Source organism: Afifella aestuarii (assembly GCF_004023665.1).
GTDB classification, from domain to species: domain Bacteria; phylum Pseudomonadota; class Alphaproteobacteria; order Rhizobiales; family Afifellaceae; genus Afifella; species Afifella aestuarii.
Genome location: NZ_SAUF01000002.1, coordinates 573,068 through 598,925, shown reverse-complemented (window position 1 = coordinate 598,925; position 25,858 = coordinate 573,068). Strand labels below are relative to the sequence as shown.

General features: G+C 64.6%; 26 protein-coding genes. 15 read left to right on the top strand and 11 right to left on the bottom strand.

Annotated features, from left to right (window positions below; genetic code table 11):
- Nucleotides 1-37 precede the first annotated feature (37 nt).
- From EO094_RS11165 to EO094_RS11155, 3 genes are all read right to left on the bottom strand, one after another.
- Nucleotides 38-289 (bottom strand): exodeoxyribonuclease VII small subunit, encoded by a 252-nt coding sequence (locus EO094_RS11165; protein ID WP_128292376.1) that lies wholly within the window; start codon nucleotides 287-289, stop codon nucleotides 38-40.
- Between the two features lie 9 nt (nucleotides 290-298).
- Nucleotides 299-1,225, bottom strand: coding sequence for a histone deacetylase family protein (locus tag EO094_RS11160; protein ID WP_128292375.1), 927 nt, complete (start codon nucleotides 1,223-1,225; stop codon nucleotides 299-301).
- A 97-nt stretch (nucleotides 1,226-1,322) separates the two neighbouring features.
- Complete coding sequence (locus EO094_RS11155; RefSeq protein ID WP_128292374.1) at nucleotides 1,323-2,330, bottom strand: L-threonylcarbamoyladenylate synthase; 1,008 nt, start codon at nucleotides 2,328-2,330, stop codon at nucleotides 1,323-1,325.
- A gap of 176 nt (nucleotides 2,331-2,506) precedes the next feature.
- Here EO094_RS11155 and EO094_RS11150 point away from each other — a divergent pair, with 176 nt between their 5' ends.
- From EO094_RS11150 to EO094_RS11140, 3 genes are read left to right on the top strand one after another with little or no spacing between them, the layout of a single operon-like run.
- Nucleotides 2,507-4,327: an acyl-CoA dehydrogenase family protein gene (locus EO094_RS11150; RefSeq protein WP_128292373.1), complete on the top strand. Its 1,821-nt coding sequence runs from the start codon at nucleotides 2,507-2,509 to the stop codon at nucleotides 4,325-4,327.
- Nucleotides 4,328-4,379: 52 nt separating this feature from the next.
- Nucleotides 4,380-5,135, top strand: coding sequence for a crotonase/enoyl-CoA hydratase family protein (locus EO094_RS11145; protein WP_128292372.1), 756 nt, complete (start codon nucleotides 4,380-4,382; stop codon nucleotides 5,133-5,135).
- Nucleotides 5,136-5,189: 54 nt separating this feature from the next.
- Nucleotides 5,190-6,050: an SDR family oxidoreductase gene (locus EO094_RS11140; RefSeq protein ID WP_128292371.1), complete on the top strand. Its 861-nt coding sequence runs from the start codon at nucleotides 5,190-5,192 to the stop codon at nucleotides 6,048-6,050.
- Between the two features lie 28 nt (nucleotides 6,051-6,078).
- Here EO094_RS11140 and EO094_RS11135 read toward each other — a convergent pair whose 3' ends face one another.
- Both EO094_RS11135 and EO094_RS11130 read right to left on the bottom strand, forming a co-directional pair.
- Nucleotides 6,079-7,113 carry a DnaJ C-terminal domain-containing protein gene (locus tag EO094_RS11135; RefSeq protein ID WP_128292370.1) on the bottom strand — a complete coding sequence of 345 codons (1,035 nt, stop codon included), beginning with the start codon at nucleotides 7,111-7,113 and terminating at the stop codon, nucleotides 6,079-6,081.
- Between the two features lie 81 nt (nucleotides 7,114-7,194).
- Nucleotides 7,195-7,617 (bottom strand): RT0821/Lpp0805 family surface protein, encoded by a 423-nt coding sequence (locus EO094_RS11130; RefSeq protein ID WP_164879635.1) that lies wholly within the window; start codon nucleotides 7,615-7,617, stop codon nucleotides 7,195-7,197.
- A gap of 72 nt (nucleotides 7,618-7,689) precedes the next feature.
- Here EO094_RS11130 and pdxH point away from each other — a divergent pair, with 72 nt between their 5' ends.
- Nucleotides 7,690-8,322, top strand: a complete 633-nt coding sequence (gene pdxH, locus EO094_RS11125) for a pyridoxamine 5'-phosphate oxidase (protein ID WP_128292368.1) — start codon at nucleotides 7,690-7,692, stop codon at nucleotides 8,320-8,322.
- A gap of 7 nt (nucleotides 8,323-8,329) precedes the next feature.
- Here pdxH and EO094_RS11120 read toward each other — a convergent pair whose 3' ends face one another.
- The 3 genes from EO094_RS11120 to EO094_RS11110 all read right to left on the bottom strand — a co-directional run bounded on the left by EO094_RS11120 (nucleotide 8,330) and on the right by EO094_RS11110 (nucleotide 10,610).
- Entirely contained in the window at nucleotides 8,330-8,938 is a 609-nt protein-coding gene (locus EO094_RS11120) for a cell wall hydrolase (protein WP_128292367.1), read from the bottom strand.
- A 164-nt stretch (nucleotides 8,939-9,102) separates the two neighbouring features.
- The gene (locus EO094_RS11115; RefSeq protein ID WP_164879634.1) at nucleotides 9,103-9,681 is read right to left on the bottom strand and encodes a heme-binding protein; all 579 of its coding nucleotides are present in this window, start codon (nucleotides 9,679-9,681) and stop codon (nucleotides 9,103-9,105) included.
- Between the two features lie 98 nt (nucleotides 9,682-9,779).
- Nucleotides 9,780-10,610 (bottom strand): SOUL family heme-binding protein, encoded by an 831-nt coding sequence (locus EO094_RS11110; protein WP_128292365.1) that lies wholly within the window; start codon nucleotides 10,608-10,610, stop codon nucleotides 9,780-9,782.
- A gap of 129 nt (nucleotides 10,611-10,739) precedes the next feature.
- On the opposite strand from EO094_RS11110, the gene EO094_RS11105 reads away from it, so the two are divergent.
- The 3 genes from EO094_RS11105 (at nucleotide 10,740) to EO094_RS11095 (ending at nucleotide 13,617) form a co-directional block, all read left to right on the top strand.
- Nucleotides 10,740-11,990: a lytic murein transglycosylase gene (locus EO094_RS11105; RefSeq protein WP_128292364.1), complete on the top strand. Its 1,251-nt coding sequence runs from the start codon at nucleotides 10,740-10,742 to the stop codon at nucleotides 11,988-11,990.
- A gap of 9 nt (nucleotides 11,991-11,999) precedes the next feature.
- Complete coding sequence (locus EO094_RS11100; protein ID WP_128292363.1) at nucleotides 12,000-12,926, top strand: cation diffusion facilitator family transporter; 927 nt, start codon at nucleotides 12,000-12,002, stop codon at nucleotides 12,924-12,926.
- Between the two features lie 202 nt (nucleotides 12,927-13,128).
- Nucleotides 13,129-13,617 (top strand): BA14K family protein, encoded by a 489-nt coding sequence (locus tag EO094_RS11095; RefSeq protein ID WP_128292362.1) that lies wholly within the window; start codon nucleotides 13,129-13,131, stop codon nucleotides 13,615-13,617.
- Nucleotides 13,618-13,701: 84 nt separating this feature from the next.
- Here EO094_RS11095 and EO094_RS11090 read toward each other — a convergent pair whose 3' ends face one another.
- Both EO094_RS11090 and EO094_RS11085 read right to left on the bottom strand, forming a co-directional pair.
- Nucleotides 13,702-14,208: a 2'-5' RNA ligase family protein gene (locus EO094_RS11090; protein ID WP_246008470.1), complete on the bottom strand. Its 507-nt coding sequence runs from the start codon at nucleotides 14,206-14,208 to the stop codon at nucleotides 13,702-13,704.
- A 25-nt stretch (nucleotides 14,209-14,233) separates the two neighbouring features.
- Nucleotides 14,234-14,908 carry an HAD family hydrolase gene (locus EO094_RS11085; RefSeq protein ID WP_128292360.1) on the bottom strand — a complete coding sequence of 225 codons (675 nt, stop codon included), beginning with the start codon at nucleotides 14,906-14,908 and terminating at the stop codon, nucleotides 14,234-14,236.
- 107 nt (nucleotides 14,909-15,015) lie between these two features.
- On the opposite strand from EO094_RS11085, the gene thrC reads away from it, so the two are divergent.
- From thrC to EO094_RS11065, 4 genes are all read left to right on the top strand, one after another.
- Nucleotides 15,016-16,425, top strand: coding sequence for a threonine synthase (gene thrC / locus EO094_RS11080; protein ID WP_128292359.1), 1,410 nt, complete (start codon nucleotides 15,016-15,018; stop codon nucleotides 16,423-16,425).
- Between the two features lie 2 nt (nucleotides 16,426-16,427).
- A complete protein-coding gene (locus EO094_RS11075) occupies nucleotides 16,428-17,690 on the top strand; it encodes a M16 family metallopeptidase (RefSeq protein WP_246008469.1) in 1,263 nt (420 codons plus the stop codon).
- Between the two features lie 12 nt (nucleotides 17,691-17,702).
- Nucleotides 17,703-18,281, top strand: a complete 579-nt coding sequence (locus EO094_RS11070; RefSeq protein ID WP_128292357.1) for a GNAT family N-acetyltransferase — start codon at nucleotides 17,703-17,705, stop codon at nucleotides 18,279-18,281.
- A gap of 91 nt (nucleotides 18,282-18,372) precedes the next feature.
- The gene (locus tag EO094_RS11065; RefSeq protein WP_128292356.1) at nucleotides 18,373-21,282 is read left to right on the top strand and encodes an EAL domain-containing protein; all 2,910 of its coding nucleotides are present in this window, start codon (nucleotides 18,373-18,375) and stop codon (nucleotides 21,280-21,282) included.
- Nucleotides 21,283-21,289: 7 nt separating this feature from the next.
- Here the strand turns inward: EO094_RS11065 and EO094_RS11060 are convergent, their stop codons facing one another.
- On the bottom strand, nucleotides 21,290-21,892 hold the full coding sequence (locus tag EO094_RS11060; protein WP_128292355.1) for a YqgE/AlgH family protein: 603 nt from the start codon (nucleotides 21,890-21,892) through the stop codon (nucleotides 21,290-21,292).
- Nucleotides 21,893-22,016: 124 nt separating this feature from the next.
- Between EO094_RS11060 and EO094_RS11055 the strand changes: the two genes are divergently transcribed.
- The 4 genes from EO094_RS11055 (at nucleotide 22,017) to EO094_RS11040 (ending at nucleotide 25,840) form a co-directional block, all read left to right on the top strand.
- Complete coding sequence (locus EO094_RS11055) at nucleotides 22,017-22,835, top strand: protein-disulfide reductase DsbD domain-containing protein (RefSeq protein ID WP_164879633.1); 819 nt, start codon at nucleotides 22,017-22,019, stop codon at nucleotides 22,833-22,835.
- 123 nt (nucleotides 22,836-22,958) lie between these two features.
- On the top strand, nucleotides 22,959-23,444 hold the full coding sequence (locus EO094_RS11050) for a peroxiredoxin (RefSeq protein WP_128292353.1): 486 nt from the start codon (nucleotides 22,959-22,961) through the stop codon (nucleotides 23,442-23,444).
- Between the two features lie 255 nt (nucleotides 23,445-23,699).
- Complete coding sequence (locus tag EO094_RS11045; RefSeq protein ID WP_128292352.1) at nucleotides 23,700-25,568, top strand: monovalent cation:proton antiporter-2 (CPA2) family protein; 1,869 nt, start codon at nucleotides 23,700-23,702, stop codon at nucleotides 25,566-25,568.
- A gap of 38 nt (nucleotides 25,569-25,606) precedes the next feature.
- Nucleotides 25,607-25,840: a DUF2093 domain-containing protein gene (locus EO094_RS11040; protein WP_164879668.1), complete on the top strand. Its 234-nt coding sequence runs from the start codon at nucleotides 25,607-25,609 to the stop codon at nucleotides 25,838-25,840.
- Nucleotides 25,841-25,858: the final 18 nt, after the last annotated feature.

The following is a 25,858-nucleotide window of genomic DNA, read 5'->3' as shown; positions in this document are numbered from 1 at the left end:
GCCTGGACGCGGCAAAAAGCCATGGCGGCGTCAGCAATTACTCGGCATCGAGGGGAACGGCGCCAGCTGCATTGCCGTCGCTGCCGGCCCGGATCTTCTCCACCCGCTCTTCCGCCTGCGACAACAACGTCTCGCACCGTTTCTTCAGCTTCTCGCCGCGCTCATAAAGCGCCACCGAGCGCTCCAGCGGCACCTCGCCGCGCTCCAGGTCCGTCACGATCTTCTCAAGTTCGGCAAGCGCGGTCTCGAAAGACATCGTTTCGATCGCGTCGCTCTTGTCGTCATTCATCAAGCTGCCTCATGCGCTCATCAACATGCGGATATGGGCGGCGGCGGAGACCGCCAGACCGCGCAGATCGTATCCGCCCTCCAGCACCGAGACGAGCCGGCCGCCGGCATGGTCATCGGCCAGATCCATCAGCTTGCCGGTCGCCCAGGCGAAATCCTCGTGCTCGAGATTGAGCTCAGCCAGAGGATCGCGGTGATGGGCGTCGAAACCGGCCGAGATGATGATCAGGTCCGGGGCGAAATTCTTCACCGAAGGCAGGATGCGTTCGTTGAAGGCCTCGCGAAAATGGTCGCTGCCGTCTCCCGCGGCAAGGGGGGCGTTGACGATATTGCCGACGCCGGTTTCAGAGCGCGCGCCCGTGCCGGGATAAAGCGGCATCTGGTGCGTGGAGGCATAAAGCACGCTGGCGTCGGACCAGAAAATGTCCTGCGTGCCGTTGCCGTGGTGGACGTCCCAATCGACGATGGCCACGCGCTCCAGCCCATGCTGTTTCTGCGCGTAGCGCGCTATCACAGCGGCGTTGTTGAAGACGCAAAAGCCCATGGCAGTGTCGTTTTCCGCATGGTGCCCGGGCGGACGGATCGCGGCGAAGGCATTGTTCACCTCGCGCGACACCACCGCATCGACGGCGCGGCAGATGGCGCCGATGCCCCGCAGACAGGCATTCCACGAGCCGGGCGACACGACGGTGTCGGCATCGATGCTGGCAAGCCCCACCTCGGGAATGGCGCGGTGCACGCGGTCGACATATTCCTGCGGATGCGCAAGAGCGGCGACATCCTTGTCCCCGAGCGGAGCCTCTTCGCGCAGGAGAGAGGAAAACGCCTCGTGATCGAGCGCCGCATGCAGCGCTTTGAGGCGATCCGGCCGCTCCGGATGTCCCGGCGCGGTCAGATGGTCGAGGAAGTCGGCGTGATGAAGGAGAAGTGTCGTCACCAGCAAGCTCTAGCAGGGCCGTGCGGCCAAGTCATGGGGGCGTAACATTTCCGCCAAGGTTGCATCGGACGCAACGAGCATTTTGGATGACGCCCGCTCAACCGGAAGAGGCGGGGCCAGGTCGCGGCGCCGCCGCGCGGCGCAGACGGTCGGCGATCGCCTCGCCGAGACCGTGCGAGGGGATCGGCGCGACAGCGATCACGGCGGCCCCGCTTTCATCGAGCGCGTGAAGATCAGAGAAAAGCCGTGAAGCCGCTTCGACGAGGTCGCTGGTGACGCTCAAATTCCGGCTCGCGACCGCTGCCGCCGCGTTTTCCGGGGGCTTTTCCCCGAAAGCGAGAAGCGCCTCGCCGGCTTCGACGCGCGTCGCATTCAACCGCAGAGCGGCCCGCGGGGCGTAATGGCTCGCCAGCATTCCAGGCGCTTCCACATGCGCGCCGGGTGCGAGACGCCGCAATCTGCGGTCGAGAAGCTCTTCGATCGCCTCCGCCGCCAACCCCCCGGGACGCAGAAGCCGCGGCCCTTCGTCGCTGATTGCAACGATGGTCGATTCCAACCCTACCGTGCACGGTCCGGCATCAATGACGGCATCGATTCGATCGCCAAGCTGTTCCAGAACATGGTCGGCACTCGTCGGGCTCAATTGCCCCGAGCGATTGGCGCTCGGCGCGGCGAGCGGCCGCCCGAAGCGGGCAATGAGTTCGGCCGTCGGCCCTATCGGGCGCCGCAAAGCAATATTCTTCTGTCCCGCCGTCACCAGCGGATGCACGACGGGCTGACCCGCAACCGGCGCGACCAGCGGCACAACCAGCGTCAGCGGCCCCGGCCAGAAATGCGCCGCCAGACGCAGCGCATCGCCCTTCAGTTCGCCGCAGCGCCCCGCCATCGCGGTATCGGCCACATGCGCGATCAACGGGTTGAAGCGCGGCCTGCCCTTGGCCTCGAAGATCCGCGCCACCGCCTCACCGTTGGTGGCGTCCGCCGCCAGGCCGTAGACGGTTTCCGTCGGAATCGCGACGAGACCGCCAGCCCGCAGAATGTCCGCTGCCTCGGCAAGAAGCTCCTCGTTGCCGGTTTCCTGCCAGAGCAGTCTTTTGGCGTACATTCCACTCCATCGCTTGATTGCAGCTTACGTCAACGGCACATAAGGCGGTGCTGCCGATTTGGATCGCGCGCGCTGCCTGCTGCGTCAAGTCAGCGCCGTGTCGAAGCTTTAAAATTGGTCGAGCCAAACGAGACGAGTTCAGGGGGAAACCGACAAATGCCCCAGGGAGGAGCCTGATGTATCGCGCACCCGTTGCCGAGATCGCCTTTACGCTCAAGCATGTCATCGGCCTGTCGCCGGCCATTACGGCTGGCCATCTTGGCGAGCTGAGCGCCGACCTTCTGGATGCCATTCTGGAGGAGGCGGGCCGTTTCGCTTCCGACGAGATCGCTCCCCTCAATAAGATCGGCGATCGGCGTGCGTCGACCTACGACGACGGCGACGTGACATTGCCGGAAGGCTGGGCGAAGACCTATTCCGCGTGGTGCGAGGCCGGCTGGAACGCACTGTCGGGACCGGAGGAATTCGGCGGGCAGGATCTGCCCGTGTCGCTCGCGGTCGCCGCCTTCGACATCTGGAATTCCGCCTGCGCAGCCTTCGCGCTCGGCCCGACCTTGACGGTCGGCGCGGTCGAAGCCCTCAAGCTGCACGCCACCGAAGAGATCAAAAAGCGTTATCTTGCGAGGCTCGTCTCCGGCGAGTGGACCGGCACGATGAACCTGACCGAGCCGCAGGCCGGTTCCGATCTCGGAGCGCTCCGCTGCCGCGCGGAACGGCGCGACGACGGCACCTACCGCCTCTTCGGGCAGAAGATCTACATCACCTACGGCGAGCACGACATGGCCGGCAATATCGTCCACACCGTGCTGGCCCGCCTTCCGGACGCGCCCGCGGGCACCAAGGGCATCTCGCTCTTCCTGGTACCGAAATATCTCGTCAACGAGGACGGCTCGCTCGGCGCGCGCAACGATGTCTTCTGTGCCGGGATCGAGCACAAGCTCGGCATCAACGCCTCTCCGACCTGCACGATGCTCTACGGCGACGGCCATTACGGCGACGAGCCGGGAGCCGTCGGCTATCTCATCGGCGAGGAAAACCGCGGCCTCGCCTGCATGTTCACGATGATGAACAACGCCCGTCTCATGGTCGGCATCCAGGGCGTGGGCGTCGCTGAACGCGCGCTTCAGGAGGCGACCGCCTATGCGTTGGAGCGCCGTCAGGGGCGCGCCCCCCATGCGCCGAAAGACGGCGAGATGAGCCCCATCGTGGAGCACCCGGACATCCGCCGCACGCTCCTCGCCATGCGCGGACTGACCCAGGCGAGCCGCGCGATCTGCTATGCCTGTGCGCATGCGATCGATCTGGCGGAGGCAGGTGCACCCGGGCCGGAGACGAACGGCGACGGCAGGCGCTTCTGGAACGAGCGCGCGTCTCTCCTGACGCCAATTGCAAAGGCGTTTTCCACCGATTGCGGCGTCGATGTCGCCTCCATGGGCATCCAGGTCTATGGCGGCATGGGCTATATCGAAGAGACGGGAGCGGCCCAGCATCTGCGCGATGCTCGCATCTTTCCGATCTATGAGGGAACCAACGGCATCCAGGCGATCGATCTCCTCACGCGCAAGCTGCCGCAATCGGACGGGGCCTGCGTGCGGGCCTATCTTGAGGAACTCTCCGCGATCGCCGAGGCCGCGCGTGCGTCCAACCGCGACGAGATGGGAAAGATCGGCGAGCGGGTCGCCGCCTCGATCGCGCATTGCCGCGAGGCGAGCGAATATCTCCTCCAGGAGATGGCAGAAGGCCGGATGGAAGGCGCCTTGTGCGGTGCCACTCCCTATCTCAGGCTCTTCGGCCTGACGGCCGGCGGCGCCTATCTCGCGCAGGGTGCGATCTCCTCCGATCCGACCGAAAGCGAGGCGGACCGGCTCAGGATCGCCACGGCGCGCAGCTTCTGCGAACGGCTCTGTCCGCAGACCGAGGCGCTGCTGGCGGAGATCAAGGAAGGCGGCCAGTCGGTTCTCCAGGTGCCGGCGGAAACGCTTGCGAGCTTCCAGTGAAACGAGCCCCCTCAATGACATCCGGCCCGGCAGGGCGAAGCAGGAAGGATTTATGAGCGACATCGTCATCGAAGACCGCCCGACGGAGGGCAACGGTCTCATCCGCATCATTCGGCTCAACCGGCCGCAGAAGAAGAACGCGCTGACGACCGCCATGTACCACGAGATGGTAAAGGCGCTGCGCGGGGCTGCCGAAAACGAGGAGATCGCGGCCTGCGTGTTTCTCGGCCAGCCGGGCACGTTCTGCGCCGGCAACGACATCGCCGATCTCGTGCGCGTGTCGGGCGGTCAGGGGATCGCGGAAGACATCCTCAATTTTCTGAAAGAGCTTGCCGTCAGCGACCGGCCGCTGATTGCCGGCGTCGACGGCCTCGCCGTCGGCATCGGCACGACGCTCCTCATGCATTGCGACTACGTCGTCGCGTCGGAGCCGAGCACGTTTCGCACGCCCTTCGTCGATCTCGCTTTGGTGCCGGAGGCGGCGTCGAGCCTGCTTGCGCCGCGCGTCATGGGTCATCAGAAGGCTTTCGAGCTTCTGGTCATGGGGGCGTCCTTCAGCGCCGAGGACGCGGCGATCGCCGGTCTCGTCAACCGCACGGTGCCGGACGGTGCCGCCGAAGAGGCGGCTCTTGCGGCTGCAGCCCGTCTCGCCGCCAAGCCTCGGCAGGCCATGCTCGCCTCAAGGCGGCTTCTGCGCGGCAATGGCGAAGACGTCATGGCGCGCATCGACAAGGAGGCTGCTCTCTTTTCGGAGCGGCTGCAAAGCGCGGAGGCGCAGGCCGCCTTCGCCGCTTTTCTCAATTCATAAGAGCTTCAGGGAGAGACAAATGCCCAGGATTTTTCCGACCGAAGGCGGCTGCTCATGAGCCTTTCCGGCAAGACGCTGTTCATCACCGGGGCCTCGCGCGGCATCGGCCTCGCCATCGCCCTCAAGGCCGCGGCCGATGGTGCCAATGTGGCCGTCGCCGCCAAAACGGCACGCCCGCATCCGAAACTCGAAGGCACGATCTTCACGGCCGCCGAAGCCATCGAAAAGGCCGGCGGCAAGGCGCTGCCGCTCGAAGTCGACATTCGCGAGGAGGCGGCCGTCAAGGAGGCGGTGGCGAAGACGGCAGAGACCTTCGGCGGCATCGACATCGTCGTCAACAACGCCTCCGCCATCCAGCTGACGAAGACGCCCGACACCGAGATGCGCCGCTTCGACCTGATGCATCAGGTCAATACGCGCGGCAGCTTCCTCGTCACCAAGACGGCGCTGCCCTACCTTGAAAAGTCGGAGAACCCGCACGTTCTCATGCTGTCGCCGCCGCTCGACATCACCGAGAAATGGTTCGCACCGCATGTCGCCTATTCGCTGGCGAAATACGGCATGAGCCTTTGCGTTCTGGGCTTTGCCGGCGAATTCCGTCCGAAGGGGATCGCGGTCAACGCGCTGTGGCCGCGCACCACCATCGCTACGGCGGCCATCAAGAACGTCGTCGGAGGAGACGCGATGATGCGCGCCTCCCGCAAGCCGGACATCCTGGCGGACGCGGCCTGGCGCATCTTCCAGAAGCCGTCACGTGACTTCACCGGGAATTTCCTGATCGACGACACGTTTCTGGCCGGCGAAGGCGTCAGCGACTTCGATCAATACCGGGTCGATCCAACGGTCGCTCTGCAGCCGGATTTCTTCCTGCCGGCGGACAGCCAGCCGCCGGCCTCTCTGAAGCCGGTCGGCTGAGTCTCTCAGATGATCCCGTGAAGAGGACTCAGGCGGAGGCTTTGCGCTCCGCCTTGGTCGCGCGCCACTTCTTCATCAACGCTTCCAACTCCGCATCATGCGTCTCCGGCAGTGTGATGCGGAGGGAGACGAGAAGATCGCCACGGCCGCCCGTTGACGTCGGAAGGCCTTTGCCTTTGAGCCGCATCACCCGCCCGCCGCTGGTGTGCGGCGGCACAGTCAGGCTCACATTGCCTTCGATAGTCGGAACCGTCGCCTTGCCGCCGAGGACGGCATCCTCCAGCGAAACGGCGACGTCCGTCCTGAGATCTGAGCCGTCCACCTTGAAGCGCGGATGCGGCACGAAACGCACGGTGATCCGCGCATCGCCCGTAGGCCCGCCCTGCGGAGAGGCATAGCCCTGGCCGCGGAGGCGGATCACCTGACCGTCCTTCACGCCTTTCGGCAAGGTCAGCGCCACGTCGCGCCCGTCGGGCAGCGTCACGGTGGGCTTCTTCCCGGCCACAAGGTCTTCCAGCGTCACAGCGACTTCAGCCTTCAGGTCGGTGCCTTTCGGCGGCTGCGCCGAAGCGCCTGCCCGCCGTCCCGCGCCAGCCTGGGGGCCGGCCCCCTGCGCACCACCGAAGGCGCCGAAGATGGAATTCAGCACGTCTTCCTCATCCATCCCGCCCGTATGCGTGGCGCGAGGCCCGCGGCCTCCGCTGGAAAACCGGAAGCTGCGCGCACGTCCGCCGCCGCCGCCCCGGCCGAAGCTTGAAAAGATATCGGAAAAACTGCGTGGGTCGAAGTCAGCATTTTGCGCACCACCGCCGGCAAAACCCTCGAAGCCGGCAAAGCGAGGCTTGCCCTCGGCATCGATCTCGCCGCGGTCGAACTTCTCACGCTTGTCCTTGTCCCCTAGGATCTCGTAAGCGGCATTGACCTCGGCGAACCTCTCGGCCGACGTCGGATCGCCAGCGTTGTGGTCCGGATGGTTGGCCTTGGCCAGCTTGCGGTAGGCGCGCTTGATCTCGGCGGCGCTCGCCGTGCGTGACAGACCCAAGACATCATAGGGGTCGCGCATGGATCTCCTTTCCCGATTTGGCATAACGTACGGCCAAAATATGGGAACGGCACGTTGAAAATGCCACTGTCGCCCGCACGCCTAACTCGGCTCGGTCGCGAGAGCCTCCATTTGCACGACGCCGCTTGTCTGGTCCTTGCACAATGTGCCGCCGAATCGGTGGACCCCGCCGACGCTCGTCACCGTGGCTTCGATGTCGCGACAGGTGCGGGTGGCGTTTTGCTGGATATGCGACAGCGGCCGCACCTTGCCGGCCGAACCGGTGACCTCGTTGATCCAGTCGATGCCGTCCTTCGGCAGGGTGTCGATGCCGGCGATCCCGGCCGTCTGGCCAATTCGTGCAGCATCGGAATAAGACAACGCCTCCGGCAGCGGCTCCTGCACGACGACGGCAGGTCCGATCGAACCGGTGGTGATCGCTGGGCTTTCATCGGCGCGACCGCCGAAGGGTATCGTAATGGAGCCGCATCCTGCGAGACTGACCGAAAGCAAGGCAGCCAGCACCGTTTGCTTCTGGAGGAGCGGGCCTTCACCGTGGTAGGGGCTGATACGCGACACTGATTAACCGACACCAAAATGACTCTTCCGCGAAAAGATGCCCCCTCAGAGTTAACAAGCGGTGACTTTACCGCCTACGGCGATCCCTTTTCCCTCTTCGGAGATTGGATGCGCGAGGCGACCGCTTCGGAGCCGAGCGATCCCAATGCCGTCGCCGTGGCAACCGCCGACGAGACGGGGCTGCCGGATGTGCGAATGGTGCTTCTGAAGAGCTGGGACGAGCGCGGTTTCGTGTTCTACACCAACCTTGAAAGCCGCAAGGGCGAACAGCTCGCGGCCAATCCCAAGGCGGCGATGTGTTTCCACTGGAAGTCGCTCGCCCGTCAAATCCGCATCCGCGGCAATGTCGAGGCCGTGTCCGACGAAGAGGCCGACGCCTATTATGACAGCCGGCCCCGCATGAGCCGGATCGGTGCCTGGGCAAGCCGCCAGTCGCGCCCGCTCGAAAGCCGCTTTGCGCTGGAAAAGGCCGTGGCGACCGAGACCGCCCGCTTCGGCACCGGCAAGGTGCCGCGGCCCCCCTTCTGGAGCGGCTTTCGGCTGGTGCCCGTCCAGATCGAGTTCTGGAATAATGGCGCTTTCCGTCTGCACGACCGGATTCGGTTCACCCCGCACGAGAACGGCTGGCAGAAGCAACGGCTCTACCCCTGATCGCGCCTCAGGCCCGCGCCTCCAGATAGAACAGATGCGTGCCGATCTGGCCGGTCTGCTTCAGCCGGTTCGCCCAGCCGGGTGCCACGTAATCTGCGTGATAGTGCGTGGACTGCCAGAGAGGCCCTTTCCAGAGGCCCTTGGAGCCGCAGCCCTTCCTGCACGCCAACAACCATTTGGCGCGACGCCGGACCTCGCGCCAGCTCTCCTTGTCGGCGACAAGATCGGGCTTGCCGTCACAGGCGAAAGAGAATTGGCAGCGATTGCGCTTCTCGGCGTTCTGAAAGACCACGCCACAGATCGTGTCGGGATAATGCTTGTCCTTGACCCGGTTGAGGATCACACGCCCCACCGCGAGCTGTCCCTTGGCGGTCTCGCCACGCGCTTCGAAATAGAGCGCCTTGGCGAGACATTCGCTCGCCGCCTTTGACGGCATCTCCGACGCATCCGCATGCTTGCCCGCAGGGCCCACCGAAACCGGCCTCGGTTGAGGCAACGGGCCCTCGTAAATCTCCGCCGCATGCGCATGGCCCGCGGCGAGCAGCGTTGCACCAAACAGAAGCGCAGCCGCACCCCGTGCCGCGCCTTCGAAGGCGCGCCCGATATATCCCATCATTTTCCCTTTGCCGCATGGGCGGGGTCAAAGCCCCGCTCTCTTCCCGGAGACGCGCTTCGCGGAGAAGTTGGGCGACAATGCGGAACGGATGGGGAGATTTCCGGACGGGCTTAAGCTTCGGACAAGGCTCACGAATCCGGATTTTGGGGCAATGTGCCCCCGGCTCAGGTGGAAATAGGGAGAATGACCTCGTGCTGACGGCCGAAAGGAAGGGCGCGAGAAAGCCCGTAATAGGCGTAGAAAACCGCCCCCTCGGCTTCAAGTCCTTCATCCTCCACGAAATCTTCCAGCATCACGCGATTGATGCCGAAGGCAGCGGGCTCCGTCGAAGAGAAACGAAGAACGGCGACGCGCTGCGCCGGCACCGAGATGACCCGCAGGCGCGGATCGGCGCTTTCGAAGCCACAATCAGCTCCCCGTGCCGCAATGAGAGGCAGACGGACGGACCAGCGCCCATGGGCGAAATCGGCACCGTCCCCATCGGCTCCGTTTGAACGCAGGGATTGCATCACGGGATCGAGAAGCGCGGCCCGCCCCTGCCCGTCTCCATCCACCGCGCTCAGACGTTCGAAGGCCCGCTGAAGCGCGTCTTCGCGACCACCGTAGAGAGACATCTCCAAGGCGTGAAAAGCCGAATAGTCGCGAATTTCATAATCGCCGTCGCGGTAAATGGCGCGCCCGCGCAGCACCGGACGCCGCGGGACGATGCGCTCGATTGCATAGGCGCCGAGGCTGAGACCCACAAGCGCCGCCCCCAAGATCAAAGCGGGCCCGGCCTTGCCGGACCCCGCTCGTTCCCCGGACGGGGGCTCGCTACGAGCCCCTCGGGAGAGGTCCGTCCTCACGCCTCGCTGACCTCCACCATGATCTCGTTGCGGCGCATGAAGCCCGGAGTCATCGGCGGATTGTAATAGGCGTAGATCGGCTCACCGATCGCCTTCAAACCGTGATCTTCGATGAAGAGGCGAAGGGCCTCCAAATTCTCCAGCGCCAGCCGATCGTTCATCTGGCCGGAGAACCTGACGGCGGCCACGCGACGCGGCGACATCTCCTTCAAGACCACATCGTCCTGCGCCGGCTTCGGCAGATCCGCCAAATTCCATTTCGCCGGCATAATGAAGCGCACGGCCCAGCCGCGCCGCCGGCCATTCTCGCCGACCACCGGTGCCTGCACGACGGGGGCGGTCATGGCGATCTTCTTACCCGGCCGCTGGCGGGCGAAAATGTAATCGGCGAGCTTGTGGAAGCCGGCCTTCAAGGCCTGGTCGCGGCGCCCCGTGGCGTGGGCCTCCGCTACCACCTGCTTGCCATATTCACGAACCTCGAACTCGCTCTTGTGATCGACGACGTCGTAATCGGGCTCTTCGATGTAAAGGCTCGTGCGGCGCGCGGCGTAGATCGCACCGCCGACGAGGACGAGCGCCGCGCCGGCTGCGACGAGCCCGGCAACGCCCGGGCGCTCCCGCACGTAATCGGTGCCGTGATGATACCATTGCGCGGGTCGATCATACCAATTCGGTTCGGGGCGTCGCCACGGATTGGCACGGCGCGCTCGGCGCGTGACGTCATGGCCCGTATCGGCGACCGAACGTCCTCGCTCTTCGAGATTGTCCTGGAGTTTTCCGAGCGTATCGCGGAGTTCGGCGTAGCTGCGGGAAAGAGCGTTCGGCATAGCATTCTCCTTGTTCGGGTGAGCGGCAGCGCCTGCCGCACGGTTCGTGGAATGGGAACGCGTCGGTGGCCTTACGGTTGCCCGCAGGAAGGGGTTTCCGTTTCACAAGGGACATGATCTCATCGCGCCATGCGAAATCTCTCGATCCTCACAGCCGCCCGCGGCGGCCGCGCACCGCGTCGGGTCCTCCCGCTGGCGCTCCTGATCTGTCTCTGCCTCGTTTTCTCTGCCGAAGAGAGCGCAGCCGACACCTCCTGCCGAAACGGACAGAGTTTTGATGCCTGGCTCGCGGACTTCGCCGCGGAGGGCGCCAGGAAGGGACTGACGCGGCGAAGCCTTGCGCAGCTCCAGGGGCTGAGCCCCGACAGCAAAGTCCTGTCACGCGACCGTGGCCAGCCGAGCCTTTCCTTGAGTTTCACGGATTTCGCCGACCGCCTCATCTCGCAGAACCGGCTGTCGCGCGGGCGCGCCATGCTCGATCGCTATGCCTCGACCTTTGCGGCGATCGAACGCGATTTCGGTGTGCAGGGCCCTGTGCTTGCAGCCTTCTGGGGCCTTGAGACGGATTTCGGCGGCTATATGGGCGAGTTCTCCTCGCTCCGTTCGCTCGCCACCCTCGCCTATGATTGCCGCCGTTCGGAGCTTTTTCGTGAAGAACTCTTCGCAGCCCTCGTGCTTCTCGAACGCGGCGACCTGACGCCGGAGGAAATGCGCGGAGCGTGGGCGGGAGAGATCGGACAGGTGCAATTCACGCCCTCGAACTATCTGAAGTTCGGCGTCGATTATGACGGCGACGGACGCCGCGATCTCGTCAAGAGTGTGCCCGACGCGCTCGCCTCGGCGGCGAAGTTTCTGCGCCATCTCGGCTGGCGCGCCAACGCACCCTGGATCGAGGAGGTGGAGGTCGGCCCGAACGTCCCCTGGGACGAGGCGGGACGGGGCCGTTACCGCAGCCGCGCAGACTGGGCGCGAGACGGGGTGAGGCGCCGTGGTGGCGATCGCCTGCCCGCAGATCGTGTGGATGCAGCCCTTGTTTTGCCGATGGGGCGTGACGGGCCGGCATTTCTCGCCTATCGGAACTTCGACATTTTCTGGGAATGGAACAATTCCTCGAATTATTCGCTGGCGGCCGCCTATTTCGCCACGCGCCTCGCCGGAGCACCGCCGATGCGGCGGGGAAATCCGGCCGCTATGCTGTCCTCAAAGGAGCTCCTCGAAGTGCAGACGCGTCTCAATCGCCTGGGCTATGACGCGGGGCCGCCGGACGGGCGGCTCGGCCAGAAGACGCGCGCAGGCGTGCGTGCGGCCCAGCTTGCCTTCGGCCTCCCCGCGGACGGCTATCCGACGCGCGCCCTACTCGAGCGCCTTCGCCGGCAATAGGTTCGAGCAGTGCCAAACACATCGCCGCAGACTGCGCCGAAGGCTGCACCGGCGACCTATGCGCTCGGCTCCATTGTCGTCGCATTGGCCGGGATTGCGCTAAAGCTTCTCGCCTGGAAGCTGACGGGCTCCGTCGCCCTCTTTTCCGATGCGCTCGAGAGCCTCGTAAACCTCGCCGCGGCCGCCGGAGCCTTCATCGCGCTGCGGCAGGCCGCGCGCCCACCCGATGCGGGACACCCTTTCGGGCACCATAAGGCGGAGTACTTTTCAGCCGTCGCCGAAGGCATCCTCATCATCGGCGCAGCTCTCGTCATCCTGAATGAGGCGTGGCAGGCTCTTTTCGGTCCTCGCGTCCTCGACGATCTCGGGATCGGACTTGCCGTCAACGCTCTCGCCGGCGTCCTCAACGCCGCCTGGGCGGCGCATCTTTTGCGCCAGGGCCGCCATTTCCGCTCCCCCGCCCTCATCGCGGATGCGAAGCACCTGTTCGCCGATGTGGCGACCTCCGTCGGCGTCATCGGCGGCGTGCTGGCGGCTGGCCTCACCGGCTATCTCATTCTCGATCCGCTTCTCGCCGCGCTGGTCGCGATCAATGTCTTGTGGTCGGGCTGGCATCTCGTCCGCGGCTCCGTCGGCGGCCTCATGGACGAAGCCGCTCCTGCCGAAATCCGCGCCGAGATCCAGGAGCTCATCCAGGAACACGGAGCGGGCTCGCTGCAGGCCCATGACCTGCGCACGCGCGTCGCGGGCCAGCGGACGTTCCTGGAGTTTCATCTCGTCGTTCCGCGCGCCATGACGGTCGCTGAAGCGCATAAGATCTGCGATGCGATCGAAGACGGGCTCCGGCACAGGCTCGGCGACATCCACATCGCCATTCATGTGGAGCCGAGCGAGAAGGCCAAAGCCGAGGCCGAGGTGATCATCGCGTCAGAATAGGCGCGGCTTTGGGAGCTACACCGGACTCATGACCCGGAACGAACCTGCCGCGAGGTTTAGGGCCGGCCTCGTTTCCAAAATCGCGCAAACTCTGGCATCTGCCTGACTTGCCTGCAAAAATGACGGCGGCGAAGGAACAAATTCACAGACATCGAGATTTCCGCTCGCGAAGGGGGCTTTCCCATAAGCCAGGAGAAATTGGATGTTTAAGAGGAGCCTTCGCGCGACATGCGCGATCGTTGCGGCAACGTTTGTGCTCACGGCCGCGCCAATCGCGACCGCAGCACCGGCGCTTCCGAGCCTCGTCATCGCCGATCAGAGTTCAAGCCAGATCCAGCAAGTGCAGTGGGATCGCCGCGACCACCGTTGGGACCGGCACGATAGGCGGCATCACCGCGTCGACCGGCGCCACGACCGGCGCCATTGGGACAAACGCCGGCACGGCCCGCGCTACCGGCACCGCCGTCCCGGCTACACCCATTACCATGACGGCTATTACTACTCGACGCCGTGGTGGGCTGCTGCCGCTGTCGGCGCCATTATCGGCAGCAAGATGGGCAATAGCGGCAACGCCAATGCGCGTTCGCACGTCGCCTGGTGCAACGATCACTATCGCTCCTACAATCCGCGGACGGATACGTATACGGGCTATGACGGACGGAAGCATCGCTGCGACAGCCCATACAACTGATCGCCGCAAACGCTGACGAATGATCCTGCCCCCGGTCTTTGGCCGGGGGCTTTTCGCATCGCCCGTTTCCGGCCGGAGCCCGACCTAACCTCGAAACGGAAAGATGGCCTCGCGCTGCCACGGCCCGCCGAGATAGCGCCACAGGATGAGCCCCTCGCCGCGACCTTCGAAGGGCCGCAGCGCAATGTTCAACTCGCGGCGCAAGGTTTCCGCCTCCGCCGTCGTGACCTTGTTCTGCAGAGTGACATGCGGGCGGAAGCCGGCACTGTCCTGAGCCGTCAGGAAGGGCGCAAATTCATCGGCGAGATCGCGCCGCAGCGCCGACAAGGCCGGCGCTTCGACGGCAAGCGCAACGCCGCCGCCGAGGGATTTCACCCCTTTGAAGGCGAGCGGGATCTTCCGCTGTCGCCGTGCTGCCTCCTCGAGCACTGGACGCAGAAGGCTCTTGCGCTCGCCCGGCAGAGCGTGAAACAGCGTCAGATGCGCGGGAACCTGATTGCGCTCCGGCGGATAATGCGCACGCCGCAACGCGTCGAGGCGCGCGAACGTGGCATCATCGAGTTTCAGCGTCAGAACGAGGGGCTGCGCCACCACGACACTCCGGATGTGAGAGCCCTTAAACGAGGCTCCAATCTGCGAGCGCTTCAACCGTCGCCGGCACATCGCGGAGCCGGTTGACCACCGTCGTCGCACCCGCATCCATCAGCGCTTCGGCATGACCCGGCCAGGTGTGCGACGCGCCGGTGAAACCGATCACGCGCATGCCGGCGGCGACCGCTCCGCTGACGCCATGGACCGAATCCTCGATGACGAGCACGTCCGCCGGTTCGACGCTGAACTCCTCGGCTGCGTGCAAAAACACGTCCGGGGCCGGCTTCTGCCGGTGCTGGCGCACCTCGACCGCCGAATAGATGTACGGGCGAAAGCGGTCATAGAGCTCGGTGCGGCGAAGCTCCATCTCCAGGCGTTCAGACGTCGAATTGGAGCAGATGCAGCGCGCGGCATCGAGCCGGTCGAGCATTTCGTGCGCCCCCGGGACCATTTGCAGTTCCGTCTCCAGGGCGTTGTCGAGTTCACTTTCCGAACGTGCCCGGATGGTGTCGGGCAGGTTCTTGCCGAGCTCAGCCTCCGCCTCGGCGAAGATCTGATCTGCGGTCAGGCCTGCGAAACGCAGCGAAACCTCTTCTGGGGTGATTTCCATCCCGGCTTCGCCGAGAAGGCGGGCCGTGACGCGCGAGGCGATGATCTCAGAATCGACCAGGACGCCGTCGCAATCGAATATAACTAGCATGCCCTGAGGCTTTAGGGCACCGGCTGCTTGCGGCAAAGGGCTTGATGGCTCAAAAAGGCCGTTCGAGATGATGTGCCCGACTTCGGTCGGGAAACGAGGAGACGCTTTTGCGTTATGTATCCACGCGCGGCCAGGCTCCGGCTCTAGGCTTTCGTGACGTCGTTTTGACCGGGCTCGCCTCTGATGGCGGCCTCTACGTGCCGGAAGAATGGCCGGCCTTCTCCCCCTCAGAGATCGCAGCCTTTGCGGGGCGCCCCTATCAGGAGATCGCCCTTGCCGTCATGCGTCGTTTCGTCGGCGACGAGATCGGCGAGGCCAAGCTCAAGTCTCTCATCGCGGACGCCTATCGCAGTTTTCCGCACCCGGCGGTCACGCCGCTCGTCCAGATCGCGCCCAACCATTTCCTTCTGGAGCTCTTCCACGGCCCCACCCTCGCCTTCAAGGACGTGGCGATGCAGTTTCTCGCCGCCCTGATGGACGATATCCTGGCCGAACGTGGTGAGCGGGCGACCGTCGTCGGCGCCACCTCGGGCGATACGGGCGGCGCGGCCGTCGAGGCTTTTCGCGGACGCGCCCGCGTCGATGTCGCCGTTCTCTTCCCCGAAGGGCGCGTTTCCGAGGTGCAGCGACGGCAGATGACGACCCTGTCGGAGGACAACGTTCAGGCGATCGCCATCAAGGGCCATTTCGACGATGCCCAGGCCCTCGTCAAAGCCATGTTCGCCGACAAGGGCTTCCGCGAAGAGGTGTCGCTGTCGGGCGTCAACTCCATCAATTGGGGCCGCATCGCCGCCCAGACCGTCTACTATTTCGTCGCCGCCACGGCGCTCGGCGCGCCGGCCCGAAAAGTCTCTTTCACTGTGCCGACCGGCAATTTCGGCAATATTTTTGCAGGCTACGTCGCCGCGCAAATGGGCCTGCCGATCGACAAGCTTGTCATCGCGACCAACGTCAACGACATCCTGCACCGCACGCTCGAAAGCGGCCGCTATGAAGTGGGCGAGGTGGTGCCGACGGCATCCCCGTCGATGGACATTCAGGTTTCCTCGAATTTCGAGCGTCTTCTCTTCTCCGCCGAAGGGCGCGACGACACGGCGACACGGCGGCATATGAACGGCTTGAAGCAATCCGGATCGTTCACGCTGGAGGAGAAAAGTCTGAGCGCCATCAAGACGGATTTTGCGTCAGGACGGACCGACGAAGCGGAAACGGCGGCCACCATTCGCCGCGTCCACGCTCAGACCGGGCTCGTCATCGACCCGCATACGGCGGTCGCCGTCAGCGTCGCCGAGCGCCATCTGCGGCCGTCCTCGCCAATGGTGACGCTCGCCACCGCCCATCCGGCGAAATTTCCCGATGCGGTGGAAAAGGCCAGCGGCATCCGCCCGGCACTGCCGGAGCGGCTCGCCGGCCTGATGGAGCGTAAGGAGCACTTCACGGTGGTGCCGGCAGAATTGGAAGCGGTGGAACGACAGATACGATCTCGCTCGCGCGCCGCGCAGGTCGAGGCGTTATAATCATGCAGCTCAGCAAACTTGAAAACGGCCTCACGGTCGTCACCGAAACCATGCCGCATCTCAAGACGGCCGCGATCGGCGTTTGGGTCAATGCCGGCACACGCTCGGAAAGCGAGGCCGAGCACGGCATCTCGCACCTTCTGGAGCATATGGCCTTCAAGGGGACGACGCGGCGGAGCGCACGCGACATCGCCGAGGCGATCGAAGCCGTCGGCGGCGAGATCAACGCCGCAACGTCGATCGATCACACGGCCTATTACGCGCGGGTTCTCAACGAGGATCTGCCGCTCGCCATCGACGTCCTCTCCGACATCGTCATCCATTCCACCTTCGATCCTGTGGAACTGGCGCGCGAGCGTCACGTGATCCTGCAGGAGATCGGCGCGGTGATGGATACGCCCGACGATCTCGTTTTCGATTACTTCCAGGCCGCGGCCTATCCCGATCAGCCGATCGGACGCACCATCCTCGGCGAGGAAGCCTCGATCACGCGGATCACCCCGGACGACCTCAAAGCCTATCTCGCCCGTCATTACCGCGGCGACGCCTTGGTTCTTGCGGCCGCCGGCGGCATCGAACACGACGAGGTGGTGGCGCTCGCCAAAGAGAAGTTCGGCGACGTCGAAAAGAACGGCAACGGCGAGCTTGCGCCGGCGCGCTATCTCGGCGGCGACCATCGGCAAAAGCGGCGTCTGCAGGAAGCGCAGATCATTTTCGGCTTCGAAGCCCCGTCGCGGCGTTCCGACCGCTATTTCGCGGCGCGCATGCTCGGCACCATCCTCGGCGACGGCATGGCCTCCAGGCTCTTCCAGCGTGTGCGCGAGGAAGAAGGCTTGTGCTATTCGATCTCGGCCTTTCACTGGGCTTTCGCCGACAGCGGCGTCCTCGGCATTCACAGCGCCACCTCGAAGGGGGACGTCAAGGCGGCCTCGGCCCTCATTCTCGACGAGCTTTTGAGGATCACCGACGGCGTGAACGAGGAGGAGATCTCCCGCGGTCGCGCCCAGATCAAGGCGGGCCTCCTGATGGCGCTCGAAAGCCCGGCGGCGCGTGCCGGCCAGCTCGCCCGCCAGATCATGATCCTCGGTCGCCCGCTCGCCCTCGACGAGCTTCTCGCCGATCTCGAAAGCGTCACCTCGAACGACATCGCCGAAATGGCGAAGGATGCGCTGGCCTCGCCGCTGACGCTCGCTGCGATCGGACCGGTGGGCAACCTTCCCGATGCCGGGAGCATGACCAAGCGTCTGCGCGGCAGCATGGTGTAACGGCCGACGACCATGGCGTTCCTGCGCTCCGTCTCATCCGCCGAAGTCGGGCCGAGCCTCACCGGTGAGGGCGTGTTGTTGCGTGCGCCACAATTCGCCGACTTCGCGGAATGGGCGGCCTTGCGGGAAGAAAGCCGCGCCTTCCTGGCGCCATGGGAGCCGATCTGGCCTTCCGACGATCTCACGCGCATGTCGTTTCGGCGGCGCATCCGGCGATACCGCAACGAGATCCGGGACGATCTGGCCTATCCCTTCTTCATCTTCCGGATGTCGGGGAACGTCCTCGTCGGCGGCCTCACCCTGTCCAACGTCACGCGCGGCATGACCCAGTCGGCGACGATAGGATATTGGATGGGCGAACCTTTTGCGGGCCAGGGCCATATGAGCGCCGCTTTGCGGGCGATTATTCCCTACGCCTTCGGTCCGCTGCGTCTGCACCGGCTCGAGGCAGCCTGCCTGCCGCACAACCGGGCGTCGATCACGCTCCTGGAAAGATGCGGTTTCCAGAGAGAAGGTCTTGCCCGCGGTCTCGTCTGCATCGCCGGGCGCTGGCAGGACCATATCCGCTTTGCACGGCTCGCCGAGGACTGATCCGGCCGGGGATGAACACCACCCCTTGTCGGCCAAAGGTTGTGTGCAAGCCAGACGAGGGTTAGACGATGACGTCGATTTGCCGGAAAAGATGAGGCTTGAGGGCTTGCGCGTATCGCCTTTCCCACTGAGGATTCTGCTCGTCCTGGCGGCCTTTTTCGTGCTCGTGCGGCCAGCTGCGGCGCTTGAAGCCATCGAGGTGCCGCTCGGAGCCGCAACCCTCGATCTCACCGACGCGGTCGAACGTTATTCCAGCGATACGGACCGCTTGCAGGTTTCGACCGCGGCCGGCGCCGACGGCATCGTCCGCCGCATCGAGGTGCGGGCACAAAACGACGGCGGCAGCTCCGACTGGGTCGTCTTCGCGCTCGCCAACACCTCCGACGAGCAGATCGACCGCCTCCTCGTCGCCCCGCATTACCGGCTGGTCGGCTCCGGTGTTCTGACCCCCGACCTGGGCTCGGTGCGGATCGTCGCCGTCACGCCGTCGGAAGGTTTCGCACCGGAACATCTCGACGAGCCGGGCTCCGATGTCTTCCGCATCACGCTCGATCCCGGCGCCATCGTCACGTACATCGCGCAGCTCTCCTCGCCCAAACTCACGGAACTGCATCTCTGGCAGCCGGAAGCCTATGAGGAGAGCGTCAATTCCTTCACGCTCTACCGCGGCATCGTCCTCGGCATTTCGGCGCTGCTTGCGCTCTTCCTCACCGTCCTCTTCGTCGTTCGCGGCACGGCAATGTTCCCCGCATCGGCGATCCTGGCCTGGGCCGTCTTCGGCTATATCGCCATCGATTTCGGCATCATCGGCAAGGTTTTCGGGCTCGGGCCGGAAGCGCTGCAGGCTTGGCGCGCGGCCACGGAAGTGCTCCTGTCTTTGGCGCTGACGGTCTTCCTCGCGACCTATCTGCACCTGCACCGCTGGCACATTCGCTACGCGCATCTCACCGGCATCTGGCTCGTCGTTCTGACGGCCCTCTTCGGCATCATCCTCATCGATCCGACGACGGCTGCCGGCATTGCCCGCATCTCGCTGCCGATCACGGTGATGCTCGGGCTCGCCGTCATCGTCTATCTGGCCTTCCGGGGCTTCGACCGCGCCATCATGCTGGTGCCGTCCTGGACGATCCTCGTCTTCTGGCTTGCCATGGCCTGGCTCGCCGTTTCGGGACGCATCGACAATCCGTCGATCCAGCCCGCCCTTGCCGGCGGCCTTGTTCTCCTCGTCATGCTGGTCGCCTTCACCATCATGCAGCACGCCTTTGCCGGCGGCGGCCTTGCCCAGGGCATCGTCAGCGATGCGGAGCAGAAGGCGCTGGCCCTCGTCGGCGCCGGGCACGCCATCTGGGACTGGGACGTGGCGCGGGATCGCATCGAGATCGGCCACGAAATCGAAACCGTGCTCGGGTTGAAGCGCGGGGCTCTCGAAGGGCCGGCGCGCAACTGGCTCGGCACGCTGCATCCGACCGATCGCGACCGCTTCCGCGCCGTGCTCGACGCCGTGATCGTGCAGCGCCGCGGACGCATCAATCAGATCTTCCGCATGCGCGCCGCAGACGGGCGTTTCCTGTGGTTCCATCTCAAGGCACGCCCGATCGTCGGTGCCGACGGCGAGGTGATGCGCTGTTCCGGCACGCTGGCGGACGTCACGGAATCGCGCACCGCCGAGGACCGTCTCCTGCACGACGCGATCTTCGACAACCTCACCGGCCTGCCCAACCGGCAATTGTTCCTCGACCGGCTCGAACAGGCGCTCCTGCGCGCGGAAGCCGCGGCAACAGTCATGCCGTCGGTCATCTATCTCGACCTCGACGGCTTCCAGCGCATCAACGACGAGAACGGCATCTCCGTCGGGGATTCGGTGCTTCTCGCCATCGCCCGCCGCCTCTCCCGGCTTTTGTCGCCGGCCGACACGCTCGCCCGTATCGGCGGCGACGGTTTCGCAATCCTGCTCGGGGCGCCGGGCGAAGTGGATGTGGTGCAGGAATTCGCCGATTCCCTGCGCATCGCCGTGCGCGCGGCGATCCCAATCGGCGATCAGGACATTCGCGTCACCGCTTCGGCCGGCGTGGCGATTGCCACGAAGGGCGCGGCGACTGCCGAAACTCTGAAGGATGCGGAGACGGCAAGCTTCCATGCCAAGCGCCAGGGCGGCGACCGCACCTCCCTTTACCGGCCGGGCGAAATCGTGCGGCGCGACAGCGACGATCTGCAGTCCGACCTTGCCGCGGCCCTCGAAGGCGGCGAGATCGAGCTCGTCTATCAGCCGATCATCCGGCTTTCCGACAACACGATCGCCGGCTTTGAAGCCTTGGTGCGCTGGGAGCATCCGCGCCGCGGCTCGGTGCCACCGAGCGAATTCATTCCGGTCGCGGAAGAAAGCGGTCTCATCGTTCAGCTCGGTCTCTTCACGCTGGAGCGCGCGGCGCGCGATCTGGCTCTCTGGCAGACAGTCCTGCGCGAAGGTCCGCCGCTTTTCGTCTCCGTCAACGTCTCAAGTCAGCAGCTCCTACGCTACGACCTCATCAACGACGTCAAGGCGGTGCTCGCACGAAGCGGCGTCGCGCCGGAAACGCTGAAGCTCGAAATCACCGAATCGCTGGTGATGCAGAACCCCGAATTCGCCGCCAAGATGCTTGAGGAAATCCGCAATCTCGGCGCCAGCCTGGCCCTCGACGATTTCGGCACAGGCTATTCGGCGCTCTCCTACCTGCAGCGCTTTCCCTTTGACACCATCAAGGTCGACCGGTCCTTCGTCGCCAACAACGGCTCCACGGCGCGCCCCGTCATTCTGCGTTCGATCATCACGCTCGCGCATGATCTCGGCATGGATGTCGTGGCGGAGGGGGCGGAGACGGAATCCGATACGCTGGAGCTCATGCAGCTCGGTTGCGAATACGTGCAGGGATATCTCTACGGACGGCCGATGTCGTCGCAGATGGCGAACCAGATGGCACGCCGCAGCCAGCAGCCGGAGCAATCGCTGGCGCGTTCCGCTTAAAAAGAGATCAGGCGTGGCCTGAGAGGGACGACAGCCGGTCCTGGGCAACGCCGATCTTCGACAAAGCGCGATCGTATTTCGTCTCCAGATCGGCATCGAAGAGGATCGCCCTGTCGGCGGGGCCGTTCAGCCAGCCATTCGCCTGGATCTCGAGCTCGAGCTGTCCCGGCGCCCAGCCTGCATAGCCAAGCGCCAGAAGCGCCTCGGCAGGCCCCTCTCCGTCTGCAATTGCCCGCAGCACATCGAGCGTCGCGGTCAGGCAGACTTCGTCGGAAATCGGCAGCGTCGCTTCTTCGAGGAAAAAATCGCAGGAATGCAGGACGAAGCCGCGGCCCGTTTCGACGGGACCGCCGCGATGCACGCGGATCTCGTCGAGATGGCGCGGATCGCCCACCACCACGTCCTCTTCATGCCCGATTTCGAGCTGGGCAAGGAGATCGCGAAAATTGATTTCAGGCGCGAGCTTGTTGATGACGATCCCCATCGCGCCCTGATCAGAGTGCGCGCAGAGATAGATGACCGTCCTTTCGAACCGCTTGTCGCCCATCGTCGGCATCGCGATTAGAAACTGGCCGTCCAAGAAGCCGCTATCCGGCGTCGCTGTTGTCATACCCGGATGGTAGCAACCGGCGCAGCGCTTGAACAGGCTCGGCGGGGTTTTGCCTCACCAAGAAATGACCATAAGAGCGCGGAAGAGATTGGCCGCCCGTCTGGGTCATATGCAAGGTGGTCGTATGCAGCGACGTTTTCTTCTTACCCCCCTAATCATCTCCCTGGCCCTCGCCATCTTTGCCGGCCAGGCCACAGCCGCACAATCCGACTGGTCGGAGGGGGAGCGCTCTCGTCTCCGCCTGATCGCGTCGCCCGTCGACGGCGAGGTGATGGCGGGGATCGAAATCGAGCTCGAACCCGGCTGGCACACCTATTGGCGCAGCCCCGGCGATGTCGGCATTCCCCCGCGTTTCGATTTTTCCGGATCCGAAAACCTGCGCTCCGCGCAGGTGCTCTATCCCGCGCCCGAACGCTATGACGACGGCACCAGCATATCGGCAGTCTATTTCGATCGGGCGGCTCTTCCGGTCCTCGTGACGGCGGACGATCCGGCCAAACCCGTCGTCCTCAAACTCTCGGCTTTCTACGGGGTGTGCAAGGACGTCTGCATTCCCGCCGACGGCGCGGCCACGCTCACCGTCGATCCGCAGCCAAAGGACGATCCGCGCTCTCGTATCGCCCTCAAAGAGGCTCTCACCGAACTGCCGCAGCAGGGTCCCGCGGCCGGCCTCGCGATCGAGAGCCCGCAGCTCGAAGGCAGCGAGGTGACGATCCTGGTGGTGGCGGAGGGGGCGCCAAAGCAAGCGCCGGTTCTTTTCGCGGAAGCGCCGGACGGAGCTTATCTGCCGGTCCCCGAGCTTGGCACACATGAGGGCGCCAATTTCATCTATCACCTGCGCTTTTCGAACGCCGAGGAGGCTGCAGCTCTCTCCGGCAAGGAAATCCACTTCACCCTCGTGTCCGGCGGAGAGGCGATCGAGCAGTCGATGAAGCTTCCTTAACGAAACACTCTCTTCGCGCTCACGACTTCAAACGTCCCGGCGCCGCCCTAAATCGGAGCTACGCCGCCCGCAAACAGCGCGGCGCCCCTCGATTTTGCGTGTTTCTACCATCAGGAGATCTTCATGACCCTTTCCGCCGGCGATCGCATCCCAGGGACCACCTTCTTCGTCTCCGGCGAAAACGGCCCGGAAAAGCGCACCACGGACGAGATCTTTCCCGGCAAGAAGGTCGTTCTGTTCGGCGTGCCCGGCGCCTTCACGCCGACCTGCCAGAACAAGCATCTGCCCGGCTTTTTGGAGCATTACGACGCGATCAAGGAGCGCGGCGTCGACACGATCGCGCTCGTCGCCGTCAACGATCCCTTCGTGCTCAAGGCCTGGTCCGAGACGACCGGCGCCACCGGCAAAATCCCCTTCCTTTCCGATGGGAATGCCGAATTTGCGAAGGCGGCGGGCCTTGCCATCGACGGGTCGGGCGCGGGCCTCGGGACCCGGCTCGCACGCTTTGCCGCCATTGTGGAAGATGGTGTGGTGAAATCGATCTACGTCGAAGACGCGCCGTCAGATGCGGAGAAGTCGACGGCAGCTGCAGTTCTCGAAGCACTCTAATCCAGGACTTTCGCGCGGTCCGTTATGACGGGCCGCGCTTCCTGCAACACGACAACCTGCCGCGCGACGGCCTCGCGCGGCGGAAATAGAGGTTGATGCGTCCGCTCACCTCAAGCCGCAGCGCCAACGACGCCCCTCGATCACGGCTTTTTTTAAGATACTGCCGCAAGTCTTGGCCCTCTTACACTTTCGCCCTCTTCAAGCGGCGGCATTAAGACTGTATCGTCTCATACAAATCCTTCGAGGCTGACTGGAATGGCCGCTTCAACAGCGGAAGCCGTCGCGGAAGCCGCCGGCGCCACCAATGCTGTGCTCTTTGCCGAGCCGCTGATCCTGCTTGGAGCAGCCGTGCTGATGGTGCCGCTCGCCAAGCGTCTCGGCCTCGGCTCCGTTCTCGGATATCTGGCGGCCGGCGTCATCATCGGCCCGCTGGCGCGCCTCATCAGCGAGCCGGAACAGATCCTGCACGTCTCCGAGCTCGGCGTCGTCATGTTCCTGTTCATCATCGGCCTCGAGCTCAAGCCCTCGAAGCTCTGGACGATGCGGCGCGATATTTTCGGCATGGGCGCGGCCCAGGTCGGCATCACCGGCATCGTCCTCAGCCTCGGCTTCTTTCTGTTCGGCTGGCGCCTGGAGCCGGCGTTGATCATCGGCTTCGGTCTCGCCATGTCGTCGACCGCCTACGGCATGCAGGATCTGGCGGAAAGGAACGATCTGAAGACGCCCTATGGGCAGAAGAGCTTTTCCATCCTGCTCTTTCAGGACATCGCCATCGTGCCGCTTCTGGCTCTGGTGCCGCTGATGTCGCCAGGCAATACGGAGAATGCGGCCTCGAGCGGGCTGGTGGAGGTGATCAAGCTCGTTGTCGCCACCGGCCTCCTGCTTCTCGCGGGCCGCTTTCTGCTCAATCCGATGTTCCGCCTCCTCGCAGCCACCAAGGCGCGCGAAATCATGACCGCCGCGGCACTTCTGGTCGTGCTCGCAGCCGCGGCCATCATGGACATGGCCGGCATGTCGATGGCCATGGGCGCCTTCATCGCCGGTGTGATGCTTGCCGATTCCTCGTTTCGCCACGAGCTGGAGGCCAATATCGAGCCCTTTCGCGGGCTCCTTCTCGGCCTTTTCTTCATCGCCGTCGGCATGTCGATCAATCTGTCGAGCGTGCTCGTGGCCTGGTGGCGCATCCTCCTCGTCGTGCCGATCGTCATGCTCCTCAAGGGCGCGATCCTCTACGGGCTCAACCGGCTCTTCGGTGCCAGCCACAACAATGCGGTCCGCACCGCCACCCTGTTGCCTCAGGCCGGTGAATTCGCCTTCGTTCTCTTCGCCTCGGCGGCCGCCACACGGGCGCTCTGGCCGTCCGAGACCTCCTTCGTCGCAGCGATCGTCACCTTCTCCATGGCGCTCACGCCACTGTCGCTCTGGCTCAGCAAATTCCTCCTCATCGAAGAGGACGAAGACGCCATGGAAGAGGATTTCGAGGGAGCCGGCGGCGAGGTGCTGGTGATCGGCTTCGGCCGCTTCGGACAGATCGTCAGTCAGGTGCTGCTCGCCCGCAACGTCAATGTGACGATCATCGAGGCGAATGCGGAACGCATCCGCCAGGCCGCCCGCTTCGGCTTCCGCATCTATTTTGGCGACGGCACCCGCATCGACGTGTTGCGCGCCGCCGGCGCCGAGGAAGCCAAGCTCATTTGCGTCTGCGTCGACCAGCGGGAAACCACCAACCGGATCGTCGACATTCTCGTCGCGGAGTTCGACCAGGCGGAGATCTATGCGCGCGCCTGGGACCGGGCGCACACGCTCGAACTCATCGAAAAGGGCGTCGATTACGAGCTGCGAGAGACCTACGAATCGGGCCTCGTCTTCGGCGGCGAAGCGCTGATGGCGATCGGCTTCGATCGCGAAGAAGTCCAGGCGACGCTCGAAGATGTGCGGCGGCGCGATGCGGAGAGGCTCTCCTGGCAGAGGAGCGGCGACTTCTCCTCCGGCCGTCACCTGATGCATCCGCAGAAGGTCGAGCCCGAACCTCTCGTCCCGCCGGAAAAACACCGCGCGCGCGACGAGGAAGAAGACGACGACCACGTTCCGCCACCGCCCGCGCGTGAAACCGAGCGGGCCTGATGCGGCTTCAATTCCCGTCCAAAAGCCATTAGTTAGAGATCATGAACAGATATGAAGGCATAGGCCCCGGCGGCGAGGCCAAAATCCGCTATCTCGATGGAGATTTCCAGGTGACGGTTCCCGGCACGTTCGTGACATGTGCCGTCACGGGCACGCACATACCGCTTTCGGAGCTGCGCTATTGGAGCGTCGACCGGCAGGAGCCCTATGCCGATGCGGCGGCGTCCTTGAAGCGCGAGCTCGAGCTGCGCGACGCCAAGGCGGCCGGATAGCCCGCAGGCACACGTCGC

Bases quoted from the DNA above. Each gene is read 5' to 3' on its own strand.
- EO094_RS11165 (WP_128292376.1), bottom strand. From the start codon at position 289: ATGAATGACGACAAGAGCGACGCGATCGAAACGATGTCTTTCGAGACC.
- EO094_RS11155 (WP_128292374.1), bottom strand. From the start codon at position 2,330: ATGTACGCCAAAAGACTGCTCTGGCAGGAAACCGGCAACGAGGAGCTT.
- EO094_RS11150 (WP_128292373.1), top strand. From the start codon at position 2,507: ATGTATCGCGCACCCGTTGCCGAGATCGCCTTTACGCTCAAGCATGTC.
- EO094_RS11145 (WP_128292372.1), top strand. From the start codon at position 4,380: ATGAGCGACATCGTCATCGAAGACCGCCCGACGGAGGGCAACGGTCTC.
- EO094_RS11140 (WP_128292371.1), top strand. From the start codon at position 5,190: ATGAGCCTTTCCGGCAAGACGCTGTTCATCACCGGGGCCTCGCGCGGC.
- EO094_RS11135 (WP_128292370.1), bottom strand. From the start codon at position 7,113: ATGCGCGACCCCTATGATGTCTTGGGTCTGTCACGCACGGCGAGCGCC.
- pdxH (WP_128292368.1), top strand. From the start codon at position 7,690: ATGACTCTTCCGCGAAAAGATGCCCCCTCAGAGTTAACAAGCGGTGAC.
- EO094_RS11120 (WP_128292367.1), bottom strand. From the start codon at position 8,938: ATGATGGGATATATCGGGCGCGCCTTCGAAGGCGCGGCACGGGGTGCG.
- EO094_RS11110 (WP_128292365.1), bottom strand. From the start codon at position 10,610: ATGCCGAACGCTCTTTCCCGCAGCTACGCCGAACTCCGCGATACGCTC.
- EO094_RS11105 (WP_128292364.1), top strand. From the start codon at position 10,740: ATGCGAAATCTCTCGATCCTCACAGCCGCCCGCGGCGGCCGCGCACCG.
- EO094_RS11095 (WP_128292362.1), top strand. From the start codon at position 13,129: ATGTTTAAGAGGAGCCTTCGCGCGACATGCGCGATCGTTGCGGCAACG.
- EO094_RS11085 (WP_128292360.1), bottom strand. From the start codon at position 14,908: ATGCTAGTTATATTCGATTGCGACGGCGTCCTGGTCGATTCTGAGATC.
- EO094_RS11075 (WP_246008469.1), top strand. From the start codon at position 16,428: ATGCAGCTCAGCAAACTTGAAAACGGCCTCACGGTCGTCACCGAAACC.
- EO094_RS11070 (WP_128292357.1), top strand. From the start codon at position 17,703: ATGGCGTTCCTGCGCTCCGTCTCATCCGCCGAAGTCGGGCCGAGCCTC.
- EO094_RS11065 (WP_128292356.1), top strand. From the start codon at position 18,373: ATGAGGCTTGAGGGCTTGCGCGTATCGCCTTTCCCACTGAGGATTCTG.
- EO094_RS11060 (WP_128292355.1), bottom strand. From the start codon at position 21,892: ATGACAACAGCGACGCCGGATAGCGGCTTCTTGGACGGCCAGTTTCTA.
- EO094_RS11055 (WP_164879633.1), top strand. From the start codon at position 22,017: ATGCAGCGACGTTTTCTTCTTACCCCCCTAATCATCTCCCTGGCCCTC.
- EO094_RS11050 (WP_128292353.1), top strand. From the start codon at position 22,959: ATGACCCTTTCCGCCGGCGATCGCATCCCAGGGACCACCTTCTTCGTC.
- EO094_RS11045 (WP_128292352.1), top strand. From the start codon at position 23,700: ATGGCCGCTTCAACAGCGGAAGCCGTCGCGGAAGCCGCCGGCGCCACC.